The organism is Legionella micdadei (genome assembly GCF_000953635.1).
Taxonomy (GTDB): Bacteria; Pseudomonadota; Gammaproteobacteria; order Legionellales; family Legionellaceae; genus Tatlockia; species Tatlockia micdadei.
The window spans coordinates 2,271,429-2,297,808 of sequence record NZ_LN614830.1; the positions used below are offsets into that span (position 1 = coordinate 2,271,429).

Here is a 26,380-nt window from a genome sequence, read left to right on the forward strand (position 1 = left end):
AAAAATTTTCTTGAGGATAATCATGCTTACGAACAGCAAGCGCAATATAATAGGTACACTTGTGTTTGTTATAGGTCTTCTTGCAACCACAGCTGGTAATGCTTGGCATAGCCATGGTAGCTGGTATGGTGGCCATCGTCATTACCATGGTGGCTATGGTCATGGCTTTGGTCGCTATTATGGCCAAGGCGGTTTCTTTTATAATGGTGGCTGGTCTGGCCCCAATATTGTTATCAATGTGCCCCCCAGAAGATATTATGCCCCAGTATGCGAAAACGTTGAAGTCTGTAATTCATTCGGTGAATGCTGGTTAGAAACCTACTGCGATTAATCATATTTTTCTATTAACTTATTCCATAAAGCAATTTATATGGTTAACATTAGTTTTCGCTAAAAACTACTGGATGGGGTTGGAGATAACTATTGGGCGATTACCTAAATTGGGAAAAAGTTAATAATCTTCCTCCGATCAAAATCAGCAGCGGTAGTATGGAGCTAGTGAAATGGATAGCTTTAGTATCCATGACTATCGATCACATCAACCGCTTTTTTTACGCTTCGTCTATTCAAACGCTCTATTGCATTGGCAGACTTGCCATGCCCCTATTTGCTTTTATTTTTGCCTATAATCTCGCTCGACCAGATGCCCTTCCCCGCGGACTTTATTCCAAAGTTTTAGTCCGCTTAGTCATTTTTGGAGCAATCGCAACACCCGGCTATATTGCCATGCGTCATTTGCAATTTATTTGGCCTTTGAACATTCTGTTTACACTAGGAGTCGCCACTGCAACCCTTTATTGTTGTGCATTAGGAGGGAATAGAAATCGTGTTTTCGCCATTTTTATTTTTTTAATCGGCGGCTTTTTTGTAGAGTATAGTTGGGTAGGAATTTTCTTTTGTGTTACTGCCTGGTTTTATTGTAAAAACCCCACACTCCTTCGCCTTCTAGCGTGCGCTGTAGCCTACTTTTTTCTTGATGACATTAATGCTAATCATTGGGCTCTTGTCAGCTTAGCCGTAATTCTTTTGGCGACGCAAATCGATATAAGAATTCCTCGTATTCGTCATTTTTTTTACTTTTATTATCCCCTGCATTTGTACACTTTATACTTCTTAAGTAAATGGCTATAAAATTTGCTCTATTTTTTACCAATAATGCAAATATATGTCTATATTTAAGGATAGAAACTGCTTGCAATAAGACTTAGCGTACCTTGACTTTTGCAATAGCACTACCTCAATCAAGCAGGTACCCCTTAAAACGGAATTTATGGAGTAAACATGCCAATACACGAAAGACGTCAACATTTCCGCATTGAAGATCAGGTTTATTTTGATTACAGGTTAGTCGAACCAGGTGAGCTTTATTCCGATAAAATAATCACCGAAGAACTTTTGGGACAAAGCGGAAAGCGCTACCTCGAAACAACACAGTATTTTCAAAGCATCGATTATGAGATATCTAAGCTGACTCAATCACTTGCTGTGCATGAACCAGCCCTTGCGCATTATCTCAATTTAATCAATGCCAAAATTGAATACTTGGCACGTCATCTAATGATTGGTGAAAAAATCCATTTACGCAAAATTAATCTCAGTTTAGGTGGGATGGCTTTTAAAACAAAAGAGCGTGTTAAAGAAAAAACGCACATGAAAATCATCATCTACACTAAACCCAAAATGATTCCAATTTTGCTCAATGCCTCAGTTGTTTATAGTCAGTATTACAATGAAAACCAGTATCATACTGCGGTGCAATTCGAAGAGATGAATAAGGAACAAGAGCAATTGCTCTCCCAACATATTATGTTGGCCCAACAGTCCAAATGTCGTGCTGATTAATAGGAACTAGCAATAGCGATTTCATTATCGCATAATCATGGGTTATAAAACTATAAATTAAGGTATGGCATGGCAAGATACGTTTTTTGTTGTAAATTAAAGCAAGAAGCAGAAGGTTTAGATACCGCTCCGTTTCCAGGTCCCCTGGGCGAAAAAATTTTTAATCATGTCTGTAAACAAGCATGGAAAATGTGGCTAGCCCATCAAACAATGCTGATTAATGAATATCGCCTTAGCCTGATTGATCCAAAAGCACGAGAATTTCTAAATGAAGAAATGAAAAAATATTTTTTTGGAGAAGGTTCAGCAACACCAGCAGGTTTTGTTCCTAAAGAATGAGGCAAATTAACATGGGTCATGAACTGTTGCATATCGGTGAAGAAGTTGCAGAAGCTATTAAAAAGCAGCGCCCTATTGTGGCTCTCGAATCCACTATTATTTCGCATGGTATGCCTTATCCTGATAATTTGGCCACAGCGAAAGAAGTTGAACAACTCATTCGTGATAATGGCGCTGTTCCAGCAACCATTGCCCTATACGACGGCAAAATTCACGTTGGTATCGATCATAAAATCATGAAGCATATTGCCAATCATCCGGAAGTCATTAAAGCTTCACGAAGAGATATTGCTTTTGCCTTGAGCCATCAACTAACTGCTAGCACGACTGTGGCAGCAACCATGTTTTGTGCACATTTAGCAGGGTTACCTCTTTTTGTAACGGGTGGAATCGGCGGTGTACATCACCACGTCGGCGAAAGCTTTGATATTTCGGCTGACCTATTCGAACTTAGCTCGACCCCTGTCACAGTCATTTGTTCTGGCGCAAAATCAATTTTAGACTTACCCAAAACATTAGAAGTGCTAGAAACGTACGGGGTTGCTGTAGTTGGTTATCGCACCGACGAATTTCCAGCTTTCTTCAGTCAGTCGAGTGGTATTCCTCTGCTCCACCGTTTAGATAACCCTGAAGACGTTGCCAACCTCATGTATTATCAATATAAATTAGGCCTCAACAATGGCATTGTAATCGCAAACCCCATCCCTAAAGCCGCTGAAATACCCGATGAACAAATCATGCCGATTATTAAACAAGCGCAGAAAGAAGCCCGAAATCTTAATGGCAAAGCCATCACCCCCTTCTTATTACAGCGAGTAGCCCAATTAACAGCAGGTCAGAGTTTACAAGCCAACATAGAACTTATTAAAAGCAATGCAATATTGGGTGCCCAAATTGCGATTGCTTTTCAACAAAAGAAATAATTGGGTTAATGCACATTAAACCACACAATGCATTTTTCTTAATACTTCCCTTAAGCAATGGGCAGCATCCTTCACTGCCTCTCTCGATCGCCACGCAACGTGACCATCCGGACGTACGAGGACAGCCCCCTGCTCACTAATTTCATACATCTGAGCCCATTGATTTTCGGGATCTTGCAACTCCCCATGAGTGCCAACACGATAGCTTTTTAGCGGGCAAGTTTTTATCGCTAATGCGGCATTATGCCAATCTGGATTTCTATCGCTACTTAAAATTACAAATGATCGTTCGAACAACTCCAAAGTCGATACCGGTTTATCATCCCGATACAGCATATAATGAGGAGCCCGGCTACCTGGAAGGGTCGAAGGGATATACTGGTCTGCTTCCATAGCAGGATAAGATCCACGATCTGGAATTAATGCGCCTTGTTCGTAATGAAAACCAATATCTAAAGCAATTTGGTTTAAGTGTTCGTTTTGCTCCTCCAAAGCTCGGTTCATTGTCACAAAGTCCTCTTCGTAAATAGCTTGAAAAATAGTACTAAATCGTCTCGCATTTTTTGTGCTCCAATCAATATTAGCTACCGCAATGGGGGCTCGCTCTTCAAAATAAGTATCAAGCAAAGCATCTTTAGCATATCCCTGTAACACCAAAGCAAGCTTCCAAGATAAATTATGGGCATCCTGAATTCCAGTGTTCATACCTAAACCACCAGTAGGCGGTAATCGGTGTGCAGCATCTCCCGCTAAAAAAATACGACCTTGACGATAAGTTTTGGCAACCAGAGCTGCCATTGTCCAAAATGACTTATTAATTAATGAAACATTGATTGAGTCGTCATCTATAACCCGTTTTACGAATTCAACACAGAAATCATCGGTAAAAAATTTCTTAGAGAGCTCTGGATTTGCATCATAACGCACGCCAAGAAGCCATTTTTTTGCTCCATCTTTTGACAAGATAAATGTTCCCATGATATCTCTACGAGTGAACATAAATCCTACGCTAGGACGATCTTTAACATATTTACCTAAATCCATTTCACAATAGATGTTACAAAATTCCCCTAGATTATCCTCTCCCTCCATTGCAATGTTTAACGTTTTGCGAATGGGACTGACGGCGCCATCAGCGGCTATTAAAAATTGTGAGTTGATATCAAGTTGCTTGTTGGTTTTATTATCATTGACTGTCGTTCGCACCCCATGAGCATCCTGATAAAACTCAATCATGGTGGTATTAAATAAGCATTGAATCTCAGGATAGCGTTGGGTAGCAACAAATAATTCATGCTCAACCCAATCTTGTGATATTAAAGCAGTTGAAGTCGGACTCGCTGAAGACGATCTTGGTTTGGCGCTTATGCGTGACAATTCTTTACCCTGAAACGACTCTAACCAAATAAACCGGTGAGCCTCAAAAGGAAGTTCATATTGACGCAGCCCCTTCTCCAATCCCCACAGCCTAAAAATTTCCATGGTTCGGGTATTTACCCCCCGAGCTTTAGGATGATTGGTAGTCGAAGCATGCTTTTCTATCACAACACAGCGGATACCCATGCGAGCCAACCCAATTGCCATACTTAACCCAACAGGCCCAGCCCCCACGATAGTGACTTGTGTATTCGTTTCCATGTATCAGCTCATTTAGGAGAGAGATTAGCTAAGTTTAACTTATGTCTTTACCGAATACTAATGCATGCACAACGCTCAAGCTTTCGACCTAACAAAACCAAAAAAAGTATAAAATTAAACCATTTAGGTTTCGAAATACCCTCTTTTTAAAGCCCTATTAATTTTTTACAAAAAAGTCCTAAACACCGCTTGACTCGAAAGCATTCTCGGAGTTTAATAGCAACCTCTCGCGGCCAGATAGCTCAGTCGGTAGAGCAGAGGACTGAAAATCCTCGTGTCGGCAGTTCGATTCTGCCTCTGGCCACCATATAAATCAAGGGGTTATGGTGAAATCGCGAGAAGCTCGAAATTTCCATGTAGACGCAATGTAGACACTAAAAGGAATCAGGTTGAAAACAGCGTTTATCGAAACATCAGCAATCAACTGGCTTTATGACAATAGCGCTGCTGATGCACAATTAACCAATCACCTTTTTTCGTCAAATAATTTTATCCCAGTAGTCGGGATGGATACCATTTATGAAATGGGTCGTTGCTTTAAAACAAATGCCACGGACAAAGCCTCAGCACTTTTTACCTTCTTAAAACAGCTAAATCCAATTTATTATTGCCAAAGATCCATGCTTTATAACCAGGAATTAGACAATTTATTGCATGGTTCTTCAGTAATTGCATCATTAGGCCATTATACTGCAGAAATTCTAGCTGAACGCATTAAACAATTTTCATTAGGCATTTTTGATAGCATTCATGAAGAATTTATATCCGGAAGACAATTTTTTTGGGATGACTGTAGAGAAAAATTATGGAAACCTGAAAAAAATAAAAAGAGCCTCAGTTTAACATTTGATTATTATTTACAACATTGTCTTAAACAAATTGAAAGTAATATACCAATACTGCAAAAATGGTTAGAAGAATTGACTGGGAAAAAATTACCTGCGGAAAATGCAGTTTGCCTCATGAAGAGGTTGGGCTCTTACCCCGCATTACGAACATCTCTTTATTCACAATTTTATTTGAACTACTTAATTATTCGAAACCAGGCTACACCAAGTGAAGACAAATTCACTGATAGTTTACAATTAATTGGCGCTTCATATTCTTCAGCAATAGTAAGTCATGACAATTATCTCTTAAATACTTTAGCTAATGCACTTAATCCAGATATTCAAATTGTAAAAATCAATTCATTAAATGAAACTCATACTATAATTGGATAATCTTAAATACAACTCTTGCTTCAACGAAAATTGCAGCAATCCTGTTGTTCAATAGCAAAATTAAATATATTTTTTAGGGAGTGATTATGGACGAGCAAAATCTAAATAAACTAGCCGACCTTCTGAATATTTGTATTTCATCCACTTCCATGGGCCATGATATAAATAACCCTACTTATACTAGCCTTTATTTTGAAATTTTTTTTGATGAAATATCCAAAAATCAAACCCCTCCTCATGGAGATTCTTTTATAGATAAATTAATTCTCAAAATTGATATGAACAAACCCAAATCGCAGAAGAAGATAGAGGACTTTCAAACAGTTTGGAACAGTTGGACGATGCTTTATAGAGAAATAGTAAAAAGAGGATTTTTAAAAAAGTAATAAAGTAGTTCTTGGATAAATCTCTGCTTTATGCCCAATTAAGAGCACTGTTCAAAGAGTAAGACCTAGCCCTTATCCTACAGTTTTCATTATTCTCTATCTATACTGATTGTAGATATTTTCTTCTTATGGATGAGAAATGAAATTAGTATACTGTGATGAAGCAGGTGATCCAGGATATCCAAAATATGAAAGTCCCTGTTTTTTTTGAGCTTTCTTTATATGAATGTTGATAAATGGGACAAATGTTTTAAACATTTTTTAGATTTAAGAAGAAGCCTAAAATCGTATGGTCTGCCAACTAGGATAGAATTCCATTCTCGTGAATTTTTTCTTAACAAAAATCCTTATACACGATTATCCCTTTCAAACCATATAAGAATAAAAATAATTGAACAATTTGTTAGAGCAATTTCAGACTTGGAATCACTAAATGTACAATCTTTGAATGTAGCTATTATTAAAGATAGAATCGATGGAAAATATGACGTATTGGAGAAAGCTTTTACATATGGGCTTACTCGTATTGATACCAATTTATACTATGACCAGCAAAAAAATGAGACAGATAGATTTTATAAATATGGCAAGTTCTTGCTTTTACTAGATGATGGTACCTACATAAGACAAGAAAAATATGCAGAAAATTATATCGATACAATTATGTACCTTATAAAGGCGGTGAGCAATCCAGACCGATCAAGCTTGAGTCTATTGTTGATGATCCACTTCCTAAAAATTCACAATTTAGTTATTTCATTCAAGCAGCAGACTTAATAGCTTACCTAATATCACAATATGTCTATATAGAATTAGGCATAAATCAATCACCAAAACGTAAAAAATTCATTTCGGATGCAAAAATTAAAGAATGGATTGATGTTTTGAAACCTATTTTTAATATTAATGCCTGTAAAAACTCTGAATTTGGTTATGGGATTTTTGTTCATCCACAGTAATAAAAAAGCGACTAAATGCCGCTTTTTTGGTCCTCCTCCATTTTCCCGCGTAATTCGGGCCTGCCTGTGCAGGGTCAAGAAGATTATTATTATTATAGTAAATTTTTTCATCTCTAAATACTTCTATCATTTATTTATTAAAATTTAGCAAGGGTAGCTTGATACAACATAGCTTGTGTAAATCGATGAATTTTTGTAAGGCATCTCTTACACCATTTACCAAACATGTCTTAATGACGCACAACCTGGATTAAGTCATACTAATACCATGGAAGTTGCAAATTTTGGGACATTGATGTCCTTAAACGGAGACAATACAAGGATGTATTGACCACAGGGAGTGGAATTTGCAACTACCCCCTACCCCGCTGCTAGTAAATCTTCTGCTTTGATTTCCCCGTAACGAATACCGACAATAATTGCGCTGTTTATCGTTTTGCATTTTAGTTTTTGCAAGATTGATTGACGATATTGGCTTATTTCTCTTTGAGATACATTTAGGTGATTAGCTATTTCTTTGAATTTTTTACCTTGGGCTGATAAATAGAGGCATTGTTTCTCTTGCTGGCTTAAGTGCAAATCAATGCTAATGGGTTGCTTTATCCAGATATCAGAAAGTAAGGCTTGGATTTCAGCAAGTTGTTTGCGGTTGGGTTTGTTATTACCCAAAGAATGCCGATAAGACTTAGCAAGTAGTTGAATTCATTAAGATTTTTAGCTAAAAGCACGCCTAAGGCTTACTTATAACCATGATTTTAATATTCAAACTGTGTAATCAAGGGGGAAAATTTCGGTGGCCTCTTACCGACTAGCCATTGAAATGTAAAACTGAAATAGACTAAGATTCGTTTAGCCATTATTTACTCCTTTAAAGTAGATATGGTTAGCTGGTAGCGAGGGATTGCAGTCCCTCCTATCAGCGCTTGTTGCATTTAATACCTCAAACGCGCTTTTAATACTATTTTATTCTTTGCTGTCTTGCAAATGAATTTTTACAGTCCGGTTTATCTGCGTCACTGCAATTTTCCTGCAGTGACGCAGAAAAATCACCTTGATTTTACCGCGTAAAATCAACACATTTTCCCATTTTGTCCGATCCCGCCAATCGGGATTGGACAAAATACTTTCTAAAATCCCTTGTGAAGCAACGACTGCTTTGCTAATTTGAAATCAAGCATAACTGATGAGCCGGTGAAATTCCGGTGAAACATCAACCGATGTCTTATGCAAAGCCACTTCATTCCCTAACCTTGTGGCTGGACGTACAGTCGGGAAACCCATCTAGGAAACTCTGTCATCCGACAGGGCAACTCCCTCGGGAGTTTAAGTCAATTTTATCTCAATTTGACCATGGACTTTGTGTAACAAGACCCATTGTCTTGTCGTTTCTATTACTCATCAAAACAAGGAGGAAATACTCACCAAAAACTGTTGTAAATCGGCGAGATCGTTTGCCTTATAACGATTGATTTGCCCCCTACTTCGAGCTTTGTGGCTTTGGCCAGGTTTCATCTTTGAGTGAGCCGCTCGACCAACACTAAACCAAAGACAGGGCAAATAGATTTATTTTGGATAGGACGATGAGAAAATACAGTATAAGACAGACTGCAAATCAATATTTGAAACTGGCCAATCAAGGCAGCTACAAAGTAAGAAAACAACGGGCTTTTGTCATTCGTAAAATGATAGATGACCTCTATACCATTGGTGAAGTGCCATCCTCCTGGAAAGGTCTTCAATCACATCATATTCATCATCTAGTAGCCCATTGGAAAAAAAGTAAAATTCGCGCAAGCACTATCATGAATTACATGACAATAATTCGGCATTATCTAAAAAGCATAGACTGCTTGGTAGCTAATGTAGACAATAAATCGCTACAACTTCGAAAAACTAAAAAGCGTAAAAGAAAACTGAAAATCGAACATGATTATTGGCAATCAATGAATAGCCAAATACCCCGCATAATTATGACACTTCAAACAGAATTTGGTCTGACATTTCAAGAAGCAATTTACATAAAACCAGAAATTCACATGCAAGAGGATAGCCTCTGGATAACGCGCGATATCTCTTTCAATTCCATCGACAGAACAATTCCCATTCGCAATGAAACACAAAAATCCATTCTCGATGAAATTAAGGAAATAACTAGCGGCAAAACTATTGCTGAATCTAATGGATGTGAAGAAACAAAATTTGCGTGGCGAAAAGAACTTAAAAAAAATGCCCTACCGCTTAATAAATCATGGCGTTATTTATATGCAAAACAGATGCATCGCTATCTCTTACCGCTGTTGGGAAAATATGAAACCTACTGGTTAATCCGTATTGAAATGGGTATCAAATCTCGTGATTCGCTATGGAGATATCTTAATGAGTAAAACCAAGCTTAAAAATGCCCAATATTCCATTAATGGATGCGTGAAGAAAGTTCATAAGTATTCACATGCTAGCCGAGCTGATATGAAACATATGCTTAATCGCTGCATCAAAGACCTGCATGAACTAGGATACATGTTAACGCACATCAAAGGGTTAAAACCAAAACACATACATATTTTAGTTGAACATTGGCAAAAGCAGAATAAAAATCCCGCGACAATCAAAAACTACATGGCCAAATTACGTAAAGTAGCCTCCTTGTTAAATAAACCTGATTTAGTTAAATCTAATACTGATAGCTACCAGATAAGTAGAAGAAATTATGCTCCCCAATATAATAAAGCAATAACTCATGTCGATTTTTCCAAATGCCAAGATCCTATGATCCGTTTGTCTTTGGAAGCCCAATTTCTCTTTGGTCTTCGTCGTGAGGAGTCCATGAAGCTCGTGCTCAGTGAAACCTGGCAAGGAGCAAGATTGATTATAAAACCCAGCTGGACAAAGGGAGGTATTGGGCGAGATTTTAAATTAACTAATGAAGAGCAGCGTCAATGGTTAATTAAAGCCACGAATCAAATACCGACCGGTCATTCTCTAATCCCTAAGGAAAAATCCTATAAAAGCCATTTAGCCCACTATTATCAAGTAACTAAGGAAATGGGATTAAGCAAATGTCATGGACTTCGCCATGCCTATGCTCAGCGAAGATATCTTGAAAGAAATTACTAAACATTATGACAAAGCAGGTAACGGTCTTTTATGCCCAATACAGGGAGGTCGAACATATAAAGAGCTTAACAATTTAGAAAAAACTTGGGATAAAGTTACAAGAGAAAGGATTAGTCAGGAGCTTGGCCATTCAAGATTGAGTATTACTAAAATTTATCTTGGATAACCACCATACTCTTCATGTTAAAATATAATTTTTTAATTTCTGATGTGAGCTAATCAAATATGATTGCCTTAAAAGCCCCCTCCCTCCAAGATGAGAAAATATTCCTTGAAACAATGCAAAAAAGCCAAGATTTTCATTTTCCTTTCATTGCTGCACCTAAGACATCAGATGATGTTTCTGACTTATTTAGAAAAAAGTAAAAAGGAAACCGAAAAGTACTTTATAGCTTGGGATTGTGATAACAATATTATTGGTGTTTTTAATGTCAGTGGCATTATGCGCGGCGTATTTAAAAGTGCCTTTCTTGGCTACTATGCTTCAATTGACAAAGCAGGTAGGGGTTTAATGAGTAAAGCATTGAAACTTGTGTTAAGTGAAGTTTTCACTACTTTAGACCTTCACCGCATTGAAGCTAATATTCAGCCCACAAATACACAGTCTATTCATCTTGCTGTAAGAAATGGGTTTCTAAAAGAAGGGTTTTCTCCTCGTTACTTAAAAATTCACGGGATTTGGCAAGACCATTTACAGCTTCGCTTTGACAGCAGAAGATTGGTTCTCTAAGTAGTATTGAATCAAAAAATCCAATAGTTATTTGAGCACATTATAATCTGTATAAATTTCACCCAAAACCGCTTTTATATCAGTACCTTTAATTGGCCAACATAAGGTCTTCCAAAATGCCCATCCCAAGGCTCGAACCCAGGTATGTTTATCCAATTGAATTGCATCCTTAAACACGCTACGTTCTTCAGCGGAAAAAAGATTCCATGCTATCGCCAAATCACAAGCTGGATCGCCTATAGCAAGCTGCCCAAAATCTATAAGTGCGTGGAATCTTCCATTACGAACCAAAATATTTCCAACCGCTATGTCGCCGTGAACCCAAACAGGACTTACCTGCCATTCTGAAGAAATTGCTTGTTGCCATAATGACGCTGCAAGATTTTGTTCAGGAGCATTTTTAATTTTAGGAATTGCAAGTTGCATTTCATGATCATAGGCGTTTAAAAAACCGCCTCGATAAAAATTATGTGCGCCAGCCGCAGGTCCACCTGTACTATTTAAGGATTGTAATTCTTTTAAACTTTTACCCAATGCTTTTGCGAAAGATTTCATGTCATGAATATTCTGTCTTGAAGCAGACTCCCCTTCAATCCAACGATTAATACTCCAATGCCAAGGATATGTTGAGGATGGTTTCCCAAGGGCAATCGGTTGTGTAATTTGAAATGAAAGTTGTTTGGAGAGCCATGGCAACCATTTATATTCTTTTTCTATCTGTGGTTCATACTCCTGAGCGCTAGGTAAACGAATTACCATTTCTTCGCCTAAGTGAAATGTTCGATTATCCCAACCACTTTGAACAACTGGGTAAATTGGCAATGATTGCCATTGTGGGAGTTGTTCAGCAATCAGTTTTTGAACCAAACAGGTATCAATTTTTACGTTATCCATGGAGCCTCTAATTAGACCTCAGTATACTAGGTCAAAAATCTTATCAACAAAGTGCATTCTAACTAAACCCTGAGATGAATTGCATTATTTCAAATAGGTTCATTTAGTATCACTTGCGCAAAATGCTTGATTTCCTTTTTTGGCCTGATAATCTGGGAAAAACACAACTGAAGAGTCAGCGCAATACTGACGAAACCTATAGGTCTTGTGATTACGCCATCTTGTTCCCTAATTTATGGCGGAGCGTTTAGCAGGGAAACCCTTCAGGAGATGTCTTTACGGCTTTACGCCCGAGGAGTGCTTGAAGCACATCATCATTAAAAACCAAGTCAATTAACCGATGTTTCGGTGATCTTTTTTTTTTTTGCATAACCCAATTGGGATTGATAGTCCCCTTTGGGGCTAATCCTCCCCTATTTCAAGGAGCCTACTATGCAACGACAGGAACCATCACAACTTGAGATTGAACATTTGCTGTTTGAACTTGATTGTTGTGTCAATGATTTAAGTCGCCAACGACTTCAAATTAATTCCCATGACATTCAGCGAGCAGAATTAAGTTTGCACAAACTAGAAATCTTGATTTCCTTTGTCAAACTGTTTGATAACAAACGATTGCTGGTTGATTAAAACAAACAAAGTCTTATCCGCATAACAGAAAACCACCTGCCTATGCGGAAGTTTTTCTGTTATGCGGGCTTTTATTTAATAACAGGAGAATATTATGACTGCAGCTTTAAACCGCGTTCAATTAATTGGTAATCTCGGTGCCGATCCTAAGAGCATCACCGGAAAAAACGGACAATCTTTTGTAACGGCCACTTTGGCAACCAATGAGTCATTTAAACAGAATGATGAGTGGAAAACCAGAGTGGAATGGCATCAGTTGATACTATTTGGCAAACTGTCCAAAGTAGCTGAGTATTTGAAGAAAGGTTCGCAGATCTACCTCGAGGGTAAGCTGCGCTCTAATCAATGGACAGACAGTGAAGGTAAAACGAATCAAACCCTAAGCATTGTCGTCAATCATATTCAACTACTCAGCCAGCCCAAATCAGCTGATGAATCAAGCAACAAAACTGCAGAACACCATATGGCGCAAATGCGTGAAATGTTGCAATCCGATTCAGAAGAAATTCCGTTTTAATCATACAACCCTACCACGGGAGCAAGCTCCCGTGTGGAATTGCTCCCTTAGCATAAGGAGATAATCCCCTGGAAACCCCTTCGATTTACGTCGCCTGTTTAGCATCCAAATAGCGGATATTGCTATTGAGCTGCTGTTGACTAACTACTGTGAATCGTGAGTGCCTGTAGGCTTGATGGCGCAGCAAGATGTTCAATCCACGAGACCAAACGAGGCCTGCACACCACGCCCCCGCCCCCACCCCGACACCAGCGGGGCCCACCCGCGTAATATGGCGAATGAAAAACCCAGCCCAGAATCCTCGCCACAGGACGTAGGAGTAAACCACATATCCCAAGAACCGGTATCCCAGTTATAAAATTTAAGCTGTCGCTCCAGATTAGCTGGATTAACTGCATCCAATAAAGCGGGGTTTTTGACTACATCGTCAAATGAACGTTTTGGATGACAATATTCCTGAGCGATATGAGCAGGTACCTCTCTTTGGAGAAGGCCAACCTTTATCCATAGTGCATCCAGTACTTCCCAATCCTCTTCAGTTTTCTTGACACTTTGGTTGTATGCATCAATATAAGTCTTCAATGCCTGCTTCAATGGAGTTAAATCAAAATGAGCGCTCCGATATTCTGTTCCCTTTTTGGTATAGGCAAGCCCCCTAGGTTTTTTGATGAGTTCAGGACCTATAGGCTCTTCGATTTTCTGAACACGTTTATGGATAATGGATTTAGTCTGGTCATCCATATACCGCTCCAGCATCCGACACATATGCGTGTCTTTGGCCCAATAGGCGTATTCATAGGCGGTGCAGTTGAAGGTTCTGCCTGAGTAGTCTGCAAACGGGATTTTTCTTGCAGTGAGAAGCTGTTGAGCAACATCAATATCTTTTTCAAGTAAGCTTTCGGCCTCATTTTGCTCGCCATAAGCCACATGTTGCAAGAATTGCTTGGCGTCTATTTGCGGCTTGAAGTCAGGCCTTTCTTGTTTGAGTTGAACCAAGAGCGCTTCTTTGAGCTTTGGGTCTTTGTAGGTGTTGATTCGTTCGTATAAGGCTTGTAATGCAGTGTTGTCCATGGTCATTGCGTTAATTTCTACTTCCCCTTGAACTAATGGGTTTTTATGGGGGATTTCTACACTTAAGCTACCTACATGACTGCGCGCTTCCTCTAAAGGTTGGTTTAATTCTTGGGGCACATCCAATAAAGGAGAGCTCACAAACTTGGCAAAACTCGTACAGATAGACCCTTGGTGTATGACAAAATCGCCTTTCTTTTGAGTGTCTAATATGAAAAATTCATCAAAATGGGGGGAGTCTTTGATTTCTGCATAACGCTTTACAAACGTTTCTGTGGTGCTTTTGATGTCTTCTTGGGTTAGTGGATGAGTTAAGTCCAATTCTTTTGCATGGTCATTCATCCACAATAAACAGGCTTCTTCTATGCTGCTGTTACTTTGTTGGGCTTGGGCTAGAGTTTGGGCAAAGTGAATGTTTAAATTGGGGTGAGCATCCAGAATTCGCCCAAAATTCGTGTCTGGACTGATTTTTCCTTGAGAGACACAATAGATATTCGTGATGCCTAGTAAAAATTGGGTTGCTATGGACCAGTGTTCTACCTGGGTTAAACGGTTGAAGGGTGATTCGATTAGGGTGTCAAATAAATCGCCAGCACAGTACCCGAATAAGGCCTCCATATACTCGTTGGGGTTTGTTGTTTGGGGATTAAAACCCATGGCCTTATCAATGTATTGTTGATTGATAGAGCTGCCTTGCTGGGTTTTGGTAAAATCAATTTCTACATTCAGTAAGGCTTTTACCGTTTCCTGCAGGATTTGTCTTAAGCGTTCAAAATCAACAGGCATTTTAGGAGGCACTAATCGCGCTAATGTCTGTTGAATGACTTGGGATTTCAAATCTTTGGCTTCAAAGATGAGCGGGGTATAAGCTTGGGTTAGCTCTTGTTGTAGCGGGGATACCGCATGCTCTATTTGTCTTGCGACACTCTTATGCGCCACACTAAATACTGGCTTGGCTGCTTCTGAGCGAAGAAATCCATCTTCTTCCGCGGGGCGTAAAACCATGCTGTAGAGATTGGATGTTGTCCTGTCTTGCATTAACTCTTCCATGGGTCTGGGATAACTGGGGAAACCTTGGTTTAAACAATCTAATTCCGGGTGATTTTCTAAATGCCTGACCACCTTTAAATAGGCCTTTATCTGGGTGAGTCTTTCTTGTTTTGATTGGGTAAGGAGAGCATCTGCTCCCAATAGGCTGATGTCACTTTCCAAAGCTTCCTTGTATGCTAATAGCTCGCCTTTGATGGTGGACTTTTTGTTTGAATTGTTGCCCTTGCCGAAAAACTCTTGTAGAGAATAGACCGCCTTGCAGGTGTTGTCTAACCCAATGTTCGTGCCACTGACTATCGGCATGAAGACATGGACTATGTTTTCGGGGCTTATGTAGAGGTACTTGGCAGATAGAGGTTCTTTTAGGGGTAGTTTCATGATGCTAATAATTATCCATTTGTTAGAAATAGGATTTATTATGAACAAATTGACTTAATTGCGGCTTAGCAAGCTAAGAAATTTAGAATCAAAAGTAATTCCATTTTGGAATACCATTACGGCGAATTCGCTTACGCAGGATGTAAAAAGAGAGCCGCATGGCACTAAAACAAAAAGCGCTAACCCTTTACTTCAATTTGAGTTAGTGGTTAAACCCTAAAAAGTTGAGAATGGCGTTAATTTTATATCTTTGGGAGAACATAACTAAGAATGAGCCTCAAGCTAAAATTTAAATAATAGTTAAGGCCATGTGGGGAATTTGCGTATTTGAGTACGACGCTGTTATACATCGTACGCCATTTGTAGTGATATATCCTGCGATAAATTTTTATATTAAAATCAATTGGTTATTATTGAATTAGGTGACTGAAAATCCTCGTGTCGGCAGTTCGATTCTGCCTCTGGCCACCACGAGAAACCAGTAAAATCAATAAGTTACAATCGACCTTTCAATTTCCGAAAATCTCACTTCGGGAGATCTTCGGGACCTAGGGTAAATCAAGCTATAAAGAAATGACTTTAGAACTTTCAATTTTACCCGTACTTGCACGATTATTAGGATTGCGAAGTAAACTGAGCACCACCCCACTTTGCTGCTTTTCGCAAACCCTATTAGCTGCTTCCAACAAGTTCTGCAACTCTGCAGATGAATAATGAGTAGTTATTCGCCCTGAACGATGGCCTAATAAATCTTGGCGATCTTCAAAGCTAACTCCTACTGCACGTAATCTACGGCCAAAAGTATGTTTTAAGTCATGTACGCGTACATGCTCCAAACCCGCTTTGATCCTTGCATTACGCCATGCGGTACTGTTCATCCTACTTATGGGCTTCCTTTTATAGGTAAACACATATTTATCATGTTTCCCGCGCTCATCTTCAACCGCTTTACGAGCTGCATGATTGCAAACTACAAGGCGCTCATCGCCATTCTTCACTAATTCTGAAGGAATGATAAACACCATTAAATGAGGCATTTCAGGAAGTTTTATTTCCCAAAGGGAAATAACTGACTTCTCTTTCATCAAATGCGTCATCGATCGGTTTTAAAAAAATGCCACTAAAAAATTGGGATAACGGCCCCCCACAAAGCAATCCCACGATCAGGTTTTGATAACCTCTGGGTGTTTCAATAGGATTGATGATGATTCGCTCTAGCATGGATAGTACTTTCGGATCATGATAATAATGCCGGACATCTTGTATGATCAGGCTCAATCTGACTCATTTGATTAAATAAATGATTAAAAGATTCAAATTCTATTAATTCGATAATATAATGCGCACAATCAATGAAAATGAGGGATAATATGCACCAACGTCAATATCAACACCAGAGGGCTTCGGTAGCCAATCTCAAGATTAGTAGCCTTAACGACATTCCAAAAGCTGAAAAAATATTATTGTCAGGCATTTCTGGCGGTTTTCTATTGATGTGCCTAGCCTCTCCAGGATTAGGTTTCACATGCATTGCAGGAACATTAGCTAGCTATTTAATAAAATTTAAACCTGAACAAGATGCTAAAGTAAAGGACTATTTTTCAATTTTAAACCGTAATCCAAATGCTTTCTTTTTTGAGGGTCCAGCTAAAGAGCAAATTCAAAAGCTAGCTGAAGAAATGGGAGCAGGACCAAATGGTACTAGCCAAAACTATGTTCTGCATAATGCTTGTTGTTTAAGCTTAGTATAATATTAAAAAGGATTATTGCTCTAGCAGCATCAAACCTTATGCCAATGCTTACGCTGAAGCAAGAGCAAAACATATTGGGAACATAGTTGATTGTTTTTCCAATGTACTCAATATGTTTTTATTTGCTAGAGAGAACTATAAAGCGCAATATTTAGAAAAAACAACAACCATTGCTGTTGAAAAAGATAAATCCATGCAATTGGTAGTGTTTTAAATAACCTGTGTCAGCTCTCCTAAGGGTAGTGTTTAAATAACTGTGTCATCTCTTTTAACTTGTTATAATTTCAACACTTAAAAGAGGTGCCCATGAGTAAGAATAAAAAGATAGATTTATCCAATTTTGATTTCAATGATTTTAAGTCTGAAGCCTTAACGCAATTAAAGTCTGGCCAGTCCCTTACTGGTAAAGACGGTATCTTAACTCCTCTGATCAAAGAGCTTCTTGAAGCAGCCTTAGAAGGTGAAATGGAGGCTCACATTTCTGATTGTCATGATTCAGGCCTAACCAATCGTCGCAATGGCAAAACATCCAAGTTAATGAAATCTACAACTGGTATTTTTGAATTAGACACTCCACGGGACAGAGAAGGACTTTTTGAGCCTGAAATTGTTAAGAAGCGCCAAACAGTATTGAATGAGTCATTAGATAATAAAGTGCTGGCCTTATATGCCCTAGGTATGAGCTATGAAGCCATTAGTGAGCACCTGGCTGAAATGTATGGTCTAGACGTATCCTCAGCTAAAATAAGCCTCATCACGGATAAATTGTTGCCTATGATTACCGAATGGCGCAATAGGTCTTTAGAGTCTATATATCCTATTGCCTTTTTAGACGCGATGCATTTTAAAGTACGTGTTGAGGGCAAAGTCACAAGTAAGGCATTTTACACGGTCCTTGCCGTTACTCCTGAGGGCAAGAAAGATATTTTAGGGCTTTATTTGTCAGAAACTGAAGGCGCGCGGTTTTGGCTTGGTGTCTTAAATGACCTTAAAGCACGAGGGGTAGAAGATATTCTTATTGCGAGTATCGATGGACTTAAGGGTTTTCCCGAAGCTATTGCTGAAGTCTTTCCTAAAACAGAAATCCAACTATGTGTAGTTCACCAAATACGAAACTCCCTGAAGTATGTTGTTAGTAAAGACCAAAAGGCATTCATGGCTGATTTAAAGCTTGTGTATAAGGCCTCTAGCAAAGATTTAGCTGAGCATCATTTGCTTGAACTAGAGGAGAAATGGGGCAAGAAATACCCAGCAGTTATGAAGTCATGGAATAATAACTGGGAGGCTTTGTCTCAATACTTCAAATACCCCGAAGAGCTAAGACGTATCATTTACACCACGAACATCGTAGAGGGGTTCCATCGCCAAATTCGCAAGTACACCAAAAACAAAGGCGCTTTCACTAGTGAAAACGCACTGATAAAGCTTATTTATTGTGCCTGCCAAAAAGTACTGGAAAAATGGAGTCAGCCCATGCACAATTGGGCGCTTATCGCGTCTCAGCTTCATATTTATTTTGAAGACCGTATGAACCTGAGACTTAGATAATCAATGAGGTGACACAGTTAGATGAACACTCTCCTCCTAAGTGCTCATTATAACAACTTCTGAGAGCTGACACAGGTTATTTAAAACACTACCTTTTCCTGCTACATTAATTTTTTTCCCATCAGACGGATTTTCTTTATGTTCATCAAAATTTTTAACATAAATGTTTATAATTTTCTTCCACACGTTATCCATTAGCTATCATTAGATCGAGTTTAAAAGATCAACTGCATGCTAATTGCAAAAGTTCGCCGCGTGTTTGTATATATCTTTTTATCTATGTAACACTTAACTGAAACATCATCTAAGACCGAATTTGTTTCTGGGTTTTTATTTTCAAAGAGGGCGTAGGGAAGAACAATGAAAGATAAATCAATATTGCTTGTAGAAGATAACGTCAAGTTAGCAAATTACCTCAAAGAAAGCTTACAAGAAGCAAATTATGATGTATCTATTGAAAAACGTGGTGACAGGGGCTGTCTATCGCATCATCCGTGAGCAACCTAGACTAGTCATATTAGATATAATGCTTCCTGGCATGAATGGAGATCAAATATGTCACACAATTAGAGAGGACTATTTGGGGAAAATACTCATGCTAACAGCAGTTAATGATATTGCAAGTGAAGTATCCTCTTTAAATTTAGGAGCAGATAACTACCTAACAAAACCTGTTGCAGACGAGGTTTTAAAAGCAAGAATCGAAGCATTGTTACGTCGACCAAATTTAGTTAATAATCAAAATCAATTTCAATTTGGGAATTTTTCTATCAATTTTAGTACGAAGAGTGTTCGTCTCTTTGACGAAGAAATTTCAATAAGTACCAGCGACTTTGAAATGCTAGCTTTGTTGGTTAAGAATCATGATAGGTTGCTCAGTCGAGATAGTATTATGTATGCTCTTTTTGGGCATGAATATGATGGGGTTGATAGAAGTATCGATTTAAAAATATCACGTATAAGAAAAGCATTGAATGATAATAGTAAAAAGCCTTATCGGATAAAAACAATCCATAAAAAAGGATACATCTTTGTATCTGCGGCTTGGGAATAAACACAGACCACCGCCAAAGTAGAACACACAAAAAAGCCCCAAATTCTTTTGTTAAACTCGACTTTGGGATTTTTCGTAAGTCCTATTATAAAGCGCTTCACGAAATATATCGCAAATCTATAAGCATGTCCTTCGACAAAAGTATCATTTTAAGATGATAAGATATGTACAATTTATATACATTTATACCAAGTGTTTTTGTTACTCTATTAGCATGAAGTAACAATTGTCGAGTTGAGCCATGAAAGATGCTGCAATAGAAATCTTAATATATAAACCAGATCCAGAACATCCAATGCCTGAAGAGCAAAGAGGCGTGGTGGTAAACCCTCACCTAAAACAACGGTTTACGCAATTTGTTCCAATTGGCGTTTATTTAGAAGGTTCCGGTTTGAGGTATTATTTTTTCGATAAGTGTGATAAAGCCCCCAAAATCTATAGTAGTTGGGATGAACTCAAAGCAGACTTACCCGAGGGACTAAGCAAAATATTCGAGAAAAAACCAAAATTATTTATTATGGGGCATGGTAATGGCGGCTATTATGGTTTGGGTAATTGCCATGGCCCAAGTGAGCATTTATATGATAATGATTTTGATAAATTATTATCTGATTTTAAACAAGCATTGCCCAAACATCATGGTGAAGTCTTTGTGACTTTAGAGGGCTGTAATACAGACAGTCAGCTTGATGCTACAGCGAACCAACAGGAAAAAACATTTTTAGAAAGAGTATCAGTGAAACATCCGGAAATCACGTTTGCTGGGACTGGACCATGGGATGCTCAAGATGCACAGACAGGATTCCGATCACTTACGCCGGAAGCTCCTATCACATCGATGGCAGGAAATATTTGGAAGGCTGGAAACAGTGTTATTTTTTATCATGGCCAATATCAAGTTGCCGTTCGAAAATCTTTATTTGCCTCAACAAAAACGGCTAAAGAATTAAAAGTTAACACCATAGAATATGCACGGGCAATGCTAGATAAAGCCGACAGCGATGAACTGGTAGCGAAAATAGCTTTAAGTCGAGATATTCTAACTATTCAAGATTTAAAAAAAATTGATGGTTTTCCCGAATTGCAACTTGAAGAAGAGAATGCCGCAAGGTTTGTAGAACAGGAAAGTCTAATTTTAGGCAAGGAGCAAGAAAATTACTTAACACGTGTCCGTGGTATCTTAGATCGAGTAGACCCTATAGCACAACTGACAGATAGAGATGTACTAGAACTTCTCCTAGGTTTAAAAGAACCCTCTGTATTTAAAGGCCATGAAGAGTTGCTAGAGTTAATTCTGGCTAATAAAGCCTTGTTACAGTTAGCAATGGTAGGTTGTGGAAAAGTCCTTATTGGCGGCCCAAATAACGATAGTGTCATTGATTTATTATTAAAATATGGTGCTGATATTAACTGTACTGATAAAAAAGGCATGACTGCCTTACACTATGCGGTACAGAATTTTTATAATTATAGAAAAGAACCGCTACATCTCATTAAAAAGTTATTAGAGAGTGGTGCGAGTCTTGAAGTCCAAAATAAGAAAGGACAGACCCCTATCGAGACAGCGCAAGAACATAGTAAAGATGGAAGGGTGACTGCTAGTGATAAACTTCTAGCATCTTTGAAATACGGCAATTCGCCACCAACTCCGTTAGAAATAAAACAATCTATTAGACAAATATTTCAGATGAGCCAACACAAGGCTGATGAACTACTTTCCTTACCTATTGCGAAACGTGAATATAGCAAATGTAGTGAAGGCACTCTTTATATCCCTGAAGATGTAGTTGAAAAATTGCATGGAGTCCTGCAATTTGCAAGAGGTAATCATGGACTATTAGCGACGTTTGAATCAGAGTTTAGTGAGGTTACCAGCTATCTTGAAAGAGGTCTTGGAACTGGAGAGGTGATTGATGGCAATGAAGATGAATTTATCCCTAAACGTTTTGGTGATGCAAAACTCAAGTTAGCAGCGGTTATGGACGCACTGGTTGAGATGAAACAAGAGGTGGCTACTTCAAAAGATGCTAAGGTTAGAGAAAAAAATAGTCCTTCGGACGACTCCAACCTATTCTGGAAGCCATAAGAGGGTGTCCCAAAAGGAAAATGTAATTTTTATAGTTGCCATTCACTAGAATATCGTGGAAGTATCATTGTGAATCGAGCGCCTTTTAATATCGGTGATTGTGTAGCAATGACCCTTCCTGCGTGGAGATTAACAACTTTCTTAACAATAGCTAATCCTAAGCCTATATGTTTATCTCCAATTCCAGCGTCTTCAGCAATCGTATATTCAGAAAAAATGTCATCCCCACCGTCATCTGGCAAACCTGGGCCATCATCGTCTACATGAATTAAAATATGACTATTATCCAGCGAAATGGTTATAGAGATATGATGCACTGCAAATTTCATGGCATTTGTAATCAAATTAGCAACAGCATGTTTTAAAATATCTTCATCTATGTATGCTTCTAAAGAATTTAACTCATGAGCATGAAGTGTAATTTCAAATATGGATGAAGAATAAGGCTCCAATAATTTTCTTAACCATACTATTATATCTATCTTGGATTGTTTTAATTTTAATTTGCTTGAATGCATTTTTGAGTAAATCAAAAAGGTGCTGACGATGCGGTTAATGTCTGCAATATCTTCTTGTATGCTGCTCACCTGTTTATTGAGTAATACATCTTCTGCGTTTTTCCTTTTGATGCTATCTGTCGCCATTTGTATGGTTGACAAAGGAGTTCTAATTTCATGCGCGACAAATCGGCACATTTGTTTATGTGATTCAATCAGCTCTTTTAATCGCTCACCCATCTGGATGATATTGATATAAAGCCCATATAAAACAGAGGTAGCGCCTATTTTCCGATTAAAGTCAAAGTTCCCTTGACTAAAATTTTTTGTTATCTGATATACCTTCTTCATATTTCTAACAAAAAGTAGTGAAAAAAATGCAATAAGACAAAGGGATAACGAAAAGAAAGCCACTATAAAATAATACATAACATCACTAATTCTTGCCATAAATGATGGATAGCTTAGTGGGCCAATTTTGAGTATTCCATCACTAAATTTATAATAAAGAATAGCAATTTGTGACGAGTTCTTATTTGTTTCAAATACTAGGCGTTTTGTTGATAAAGAATTAATTATATTGCTTGGTAAGTGTGTACTATTGGCTTTATAAAAACAAAGAGGGAAACCATATATTTTTTCTAACTTTAGTAATTCATTACCCCATATATTTTTTGATTTTGATAATAAATGTTGAACGATTTGTTTTAAAACAGGATTCATATAATTAAAAATAATTTGGCTTGGATCTGAAAAATTGTAAGCTAATGCATATGAGGTATTACCAATTTTTTTATACGCAGTATGCTCTACAATTACCTCGTTTAGAAATTGATAGGTTGTACCTGATAAGAAAGTGATTCCACCATTGTTTAATTGGTTATTCTGCTTCGAGGAAAGTTTTAAACTGTCGATTGCTATAAGATGAATGACATTATCTGTTTTTTTCTTTATTATTGCATCCCATTTTGATTTCGGGTTATTAATTAATTCTTTTTCTAAACCAATTAAAATTCCTTGTGACATCGTTTGCCCTGCATTAGTAACTATCTTTGTCTCAACCGACTTTAAATATTTAAAAAATGCCAAAACAAGAATTAAAAAAATCACAAGGAACGCAATCAAAATTTTAATATATATATTAAATTTCATTTATAATATACTCTAATATTCCAGCATTCTTCCCTAGACTTCGTCATTAAAAATACAATACGTACTTTATCTTTAAAGACTGTTCCAAGCATCAAAGAACAATTTAGCAAATACACACAGAGCCCATAATTAATCCTTGGAGTAGCTTCATGGAATCCTAGTAATTGGTTCCTCTCGATTTTAAAATCCATAATCTGCTGCTTTTGTAAGGTTTTTTAGAATAAAATCAACCCTTTCTTTAATTGAGGCTTTTGGCATTTTTACGAAATTATAACCACAATGAGAGTAAGCCTCTTCTAATACCCTCTATTTTAAGTTTAACAGTCAATTCATCTAACTCCTCAACTTTAAAAGGAATATTTCCATCGCAATAGCTCTTGGTTTCAAACCTTCCGCTTTCTAACATTTTTAATGGCCTCTCCTAAATTCTTTTAAAGTCCATCGGCATCAAATCGAACAAAAACAAAATTATCAGCAGTTTTTCTTGATACACAAAAACCTTCTTTCTTTAAAAAACTCTCGAAACTCAAACGTTATGTACGTGTTATCAAGTTTCAAGGGGTAATGACACTCCTTATGTGGAGTAAATCAATGGAGTCTGCCCTAATGGCTCCCTTATATCATGCACTTCACAGTGCGCCATGGCAAAATGGTTGATTTATTTTTTAGCGAGCGTAGCTTGATGAAGCATAGTTTAATCAAGGAATTATAAAAACCACATTACAGAAAAAACTGCGTAGACCCTGAATTTTTGTAAGACATTTCTTACAACACTTACCAAACATGTCTTAATGACGAACAGCCTGAATTAAGTCACACTAATACGCATGGAAGTTGCAAATTTCGGGACATGATGCCCTTAAATGGAGAGAATACAGGGGTGTATTGACCACAGGGAGTGGAATTTGCAACTGCCCCTACCCCACACTGCCAATCAATCTTCTGCTTTGATTTCACCATAACGAGTACTCACGATAAATTGCGCTGCTCATCGTTTTGCAACCTAGTTTTTGCAAGATGGATTGGCCCATTTTGACATTTTATCGGTACTTAATAAAGCGCTAATAATTTTTTAGTATAATGCTCGTTATTTGCGCAAAACGAATTTCTAATGAGTTTATATCAATGTATTGATCTGCTTGATGAGCAACTAAGCCGATTAACGACTCCAAAACCAAATTCAACAACAAAAAATGGTGAATACAGTACCATCTCGCGGGCAGATAAGCGATTTCTTACCGAACTAAGAAATGATCTTAACCACCGTGTCTCGACCGATAATTACTCCGACTTATCCAGAGAAATTCAACGAATTGAAACTTACATCAATATACATAAGCATTTGCGGCATGATTATTATCTAAACGAAATACTTCTCGATTTAAAAACGATAAAAAATGGGTTTGAACAATTTGATCCAAATCATAAGGAATTTCACAACAAAAAGGACTATCAAAAATTCCAAACTCCTGAGTACTGTATTGCTGAATTAAACCAGTCTAAATCCTATCGATTAGGCATGTCTCAAGGAGAGTGTTATGGATTTACCATGATGATGGTTGATCCAAATTATTCTCCTTACAAAAATAAGGGAATGAAAATCGATCTCAATCAGCAGGTTCATCATTACCAGAAGCATCAAGGGGATCGAAAATTGGATCAGGCGATTATAAAAAAAATACGTCTTACTCATGAGATTTTTTGTCCTGAGCCAAAGCAACAAGCGAAAGAAATTTTTGATTTGGCTAATGCGAATCAAGGGAAAGAACTAATGTTAACCCTTAGAGATGGCACGAAATTTCATGCTTGCTATCTTAGTGTGCAGCATGATAAGGAAATCAGATACATGGATCCTGAGCATGGTGTATATTTATTTCGCAACAAAAAAGATTTTATTGATTTCTATGTGGCCGCAGCTAAAAAAGACAAAGAAGACGGAGTTGACTTCCATTTTTATCGACTAACGGAATTAATCTATGACAAAGACAATCAACTAGTCGAATCCCAAACAAGCATGGGGAAAATCCGTACTCTTCTAACCGGAGCAAAATATGATGACGGTATGGAATCTGCGGAGTTCATTAATAAATGCATTCATTTTGCTGGAGGGGCTCTATTTGGAGGTCTAGTTGCCGCAATGACTCCCATGTTAGGAACAGGAATAGGAGTTTCTGCTGCAGGGGGATTATTCGGTGGATTTGTGCTAACAAGGCTTTCGAAGTTAGCACGCAATAGTGGTCATTATGGTTTATTAGGAATACCCCATTTTATTCAAGACAGTTGGTATAGTTCTAAAGAAGAAAATGAGCAATCTTGTTCCGATCAGAACGAAATTGAGCATTCAGAGAAGGAGGAGCCGGTCATGCTCTCAACAGCCACTGCCTTATTGCAAATGCAAAAATCGTTTCCTATCCAAGCCCATGACGATGTAAGCAATTTAACTCCAGTGCAAGATAATGCAGAAGAGCGCACCCAGCTTGAAGTATCAGCTTTAAGCCAAGAGAATATAGAGGGTTTTGAGGTACACCCAGTTATTTATTCGTTACGGTAATGTCTTCTTTAAATTCCGCTACTTCCGCTTCTATCGCTGCCGCCCAT

The 26,380-nt window shown here is 38.0% G+C and carries 23 protein-coding genes, 1 tRNA gene and 2 pseudogenes; 19 read left to right on the forward strand and 7 right to left on the reverse strand.

Going from position 1 to position 26,380, the window contains the following annotated elements; genetic code table 11:
* The first annotated feature begins 22 nt into the window (after nucleotides 1-22).
* The 5 genes from LMI_RS10135 to LMI_RS10155 all read left to right on the forward strand — a co-directional run bounded on the left by LMI_RS10135 (nucleotide 23) and on the right by LMI_RS10155 (nucleotide 3,104).
* Nucleotides 23-331: a hypothetical protein gene (locus LMI_RS10135; protein WP_052679529.1), complete on the forward strand. Its 309-nt coding sequence runs from the start codon at nucleotides 23-25 to the stop codon at nucleotides 329-331.
* Between the two features lie 167 nt (nucleotides 332-498).
* Entirely contained in the window at nucleotides 499-1,131 is a 633-nt protein-coding gene (locus tag LMI_RS10140; RefSeq protein WP_161939856.1) for a TraX family protein, read from the forward strand.
* Between the two features lie 150 nt (nucleotides 1,132-1,281).
* Entirely contained in the window at nucleotides 1,282-1,842 is a 561-nt protein-coding gene (locus LMI_RS10145; RefSeq protein WP_045099701.1) for a PilZ domain-containing protein, read from the forward strand.
* A gap of 69 nt (nucleotides 1,843-1,911) precedes the next feature.
* Nucleotides 1,912-2,181: an oxidative damage protection protein gene (locus LMI_RS10150; protein ID WP_045099702.1), complete on the forward strand. Its 270-nt coding sequence runs from the start codon at nucleotides 1,912-1,914 to the stop codon at nucleotides 2,179-2,181.
* An 11-nt stretch (nucleotides 2,182-2,192) separates the two neighbouring features.
* On the forward strand, nucleotides 2,193-3,104 hold the full coding sequence (locus tag LMI_RS10155; protein ID WP_045099703.1) for a pseudouridine-5'-phosphate glycosidase: 912 nt from the start codon (nucleotides 2,193-2,195) through the stop codon (nucleotides 3,102-3,104).
* Between the two features lie 15 nt (nucleotides 3,105-3,119).
* Here the strand turns inward: LMI_RS10155 and LMI_RS10160 are convergent, their stop codons facing one another.
* Nucleotides 3,120-4,742, reverse strand: a complete 1,623-nt coding sequence (locus LMI_RS10160; RefSeq protein WP_045099704.1) for an FAD-dependent monooxygenase — start codon at nucleotides 4,740-4,742, stop codon at nucleotides 3,120-3,122.
* A 231-nt stretch (nucleotides 4,743-4,973) separates the two neighbouring features.
* Here LMI_RS10160 and LMI_RS10165 point away from each other — a divergent pair.
* The 4 genes from LMI_RS10165 to LMI_RS15825 all read left to right on the forward strand — a co-directional run bounded on the left by LMI_RS10165 (nucleotide 4,974) and on the right by LMI_RS15825 (nucleotide 7,310).
* Nucleotides 4,974-5,049 (forward strand) — tRNA-Phe (locus tag LMI_RS10165).
* Between the two features lie 82 nt (nucleotides 5,050-5,131).
* On the forward strand, nucleotides 5,132-5,965 hold the full coding sequence (locus LMI_RS10170) for a hypothetical protein (RefSeq protein WP_045099705.1): 834 nt from the start codon (nucleotides 5,132-5,134) through the stop codon (nucleotides 5,963-5,965).
* A gap of 86 nt (nucleotides 5,966-6,051) precedes the next feature.
* A complete protein-coding gene (locus LMI_RS10175) occupies nucleotides 6,052-6,351 on the forward strand; it encodes a hypothetical protein (RefSeq protein ID WP_045099706.1) in 300 nt (99 codons plus the stop codon).
* Nucleotides 6,352-6,986: 635 nt separating this feature from the next.
* The gene (locus LMI_RS15825; RefSeq protein ID WP_161939857.1) at nucleotides 6,987-7,310 is read left to right on the forward strand and encodes a DUF3800 domain-containing protein; all 324 of its coding nucleotides are present in this window, start codon (nucleotides 6,987-6,989) and stop codon (nucleotides 7,308-7,310) included.
* A 360-nt stretch (nucleotides 7,311-7,670) separates the two neighbouring features.
* Here LMI_RS15825 and LMI_RS10190 read toward each other — a convergent pair whose 3' ends face one another.
* Nucleotides 7,671-7,979, reverse strand: coding sequence for a response regulator transcription factor (locus LMI_RS10190; RefSeq protein WP_045099709.1), 309 nt, complete (start codon nucleotides 7,977-7,979; stop codon nucleotides 7,671-7,673).
* 911 nt (nucleotides 7,980-8,890) lie between these two features.
* Between LMI_RS10190 and LMI_RS10195 the strand changes: the two genes are divergently transcribed.
* From LMI_RS10195 to LMI_RS10205, 3 genes and pseudogenes are all read left to right on the forward strand, one after another.
* Nucleotides 8,891-9,694 carry a phage integrase N-terminal domain-containing protein gene (locus LMI_RS10195; RefSeq protein ID WP_045099710.1) on the forward strand — a complete coding sequence of 268 codons (804 nt, stop codon included), beginning with the start codon at nucleotides 8,891-8,893 and terminating at the stop codon, nucleotides 9,692-9,694.
* A pseudogene (locus tag LMI_RS10200) lies at nucleotides 9,687-10,590 on the forward strand (phage integrase N-terminal domain-containing protein). The gene LMI_RS10195 and the pseudogene LMI_RS10200 overlap by 8 nt, the downstream one beginning before the upstream one ends.
* Before the next feature lie 168 nt (nucleotides 10,591-10,758).
* Nucleotides 10,759-11,154, forward strand: a complete 396-nt coding sequence (locus tag LMI_RS10205; protein WP_231852135.1) for a GNAT family N-acetyltransferase — start codon at nucleotides 10,759-10,761, stop codon at nucleotides 11,152-11,154.
* A gap of 27 nt (nucleotides 11,155-11,181) precedes the next feature.
* Here the strand turns inward: LMI_RS10205 and LMI_RS10210 are convergent, their stop codons facing one another.
* The gene (locus tag LMI_RS10210) at nucleotides 11,182-12,048 is read right to left on the reverse strand and encodes an aminoglycoside phosphotransferase family protein (protein WP_045099711.1); all 867 of its coding nucleotides are present in this window, start codon (nucleotides 12,046-12,048) and stop codon (nucleotides 11,182-11,184) included.
* A gap of 432 nt (nucleotides 12,049-12,480) precedes the next feature.
* On the opposite strand from LMI_RS10210, the gene LMI_RS10215 reads away from it, so the two are divergent.
* Nucleotides 12,481-12,678 (forward strand): hypothetical protein, encoded by a 198-nt coding sequence (locus LMI_RS10215; protein ID WP_045099712.1) that lies wholly within the window; start codon nucleotides 12,481-12,483, stop codon nucleotides 12,676-12,678.
* Nucleotides 12,679-12,772: 94 nt separating this feature from the next.
* Nucleotides 12,773-13,195 (forward strand): single-stranded DNA-binding protein, encoded by a 423-nt coding sequence (locus tag LMI_RS10220; RefSeq protein WP_045099713.1) that lies wholly within the window; start codon nucleotides 12,773-12,775, stop codon nucleotides 13,193-13,195.
* 192 nt (nucleotides 13,196-13,387) lie between these two features.
* On the opposite strand, the gene LMI_RS10225 is transcribed toward LMI_RS10220, so the two are convergent.
* The 3 genes and pseudogenes from LMI_RS10225 to LMI_RS15415 form a co-directional block, all read right to left on the reverse strand.
* Nucleotides 13,388-15,694: a hypothetical protein gene (locus tag LMI_RS10225; protein WP_052679530.1), complete on the reverse strand. Its 2,307-nt coding sequence runs from the start codon at nucleotides 15,692-15,694 to the stop codon at nucleotides 13,388-13,390.
* A 563-nt stretch (nucleotides 15,695-16,257) separates the two neighbouring features.
* A pseudogene (locus LMI_RS10230) lies at nucleotides 16,258-16,752 on the reverse strand (tyrosine-type recombinase/integrase); the annotation flags it as partial.
* Nucleotides 16,733-16,972, reverse strand: a complete 240-nt coding sequence (locus LMI_RS15415; protein WP_052679532.1) for a hypothetical protein — start codon at nucleotides 16,970-16,972, stop codon at nucleotides 16,733-16,735. The gene LMI_RS15415 and the pseudogene LMI_RS10230, both read right to left, overlap by 20 nt.
* Nucleotides 16,973-17,064: 92 nt before the next feature.
* On the opposite strand from LMI_RS15415, the gene LMI_RS10235 reads away from it, so the two are divergent.
* The 4 genes from LMI_RS10235 (at nucleotide 17,065) to LMI_RS10250 (ending at nucleotide 22,133) form a co-directional block, all read left to right on the forward strand.
* Entirely contained in the window at nucleotides 17,065-17,445 is a 381-nt protein-coding gene (locus LMI_RS10235; protein WP_045099714.1) for a hypothetical protein, read from the forward strand.
* Between the two features lie 306 nt (nucleotides 17,446-17,751).
* Nucleotides 17,752-18,993 carry an IS256 family transposase gene (locus tag LMI_RS10240; RefSeq protein ID WP_045098241.1) on the forward strand — a complete coding sequence of 414 codons (1,242 nt, stop codon included), beginning with the start codon at nucleotides 17,752-17,754 and terminating at the stop codon, nucleotides 18,991-18,993.
* Nucleotides 18,994-19,435: 442 nt separating this feature from the next.
* Nucleotides 19,436-20,047, forward strand: a complete 612-nt coding sequence (locus LMI_RS10245) for a winged helix-turn-helix domain-containing protein (protein WP_231852138.1) — start codon at nucleotides 19,436-19,438, stop codon at nucleotides 20,045-20,047.
* 241 nt (nucleotides 20,048-20,288) lie between these two features.
* Entirely contained in the window at nucleotides 20,289-22,133 is a 1,845-nt protein-coding gene (locus tag LMI_RS10250; RefSeq protein ID WP_045099715.1) for an ankyrin repeat domain-containing protein, read from the forward strand.
* A gap of 29 nt (nucleotides 22,134-22,162) precedes the next feature.
* On the opposite strand, the gene LMI_RS10255 is transcribed toward LMI_RS10250, so the two are convergent.
* Nucleotides 22,163-23,782, reverse strand: a complete 1,620-nt coding sequence (locus LMI_RS10255) for a sensor histidine kinase (protein ID WP_045099716.1) — start codon at nucleotides 23,780-23,782, stop codon at nucleotides 22,163-22,165.
* Nucleotides 23,783-24,893: 1,111 nt separating this feature from the next.
* Here LMI_RS10255 and LMI_RS10260 point away from each other — a divergent pair.
* Nucleotides 24,894-26,333 carry a hypothetical protein gene (locus tag LMI_RS10260; protein ID WP_045099717.1) on the forward strand — a complete coding sequence of 480 codons (1,440 nt, stop codon included), beginning with the start codon at nucleotides 24,894-24,896 and terminating at the stop codon, nucleotides 26,331-26,333.
* Nucleotides 26,334-26,380 lie beyond the last annotated feature (47 nt).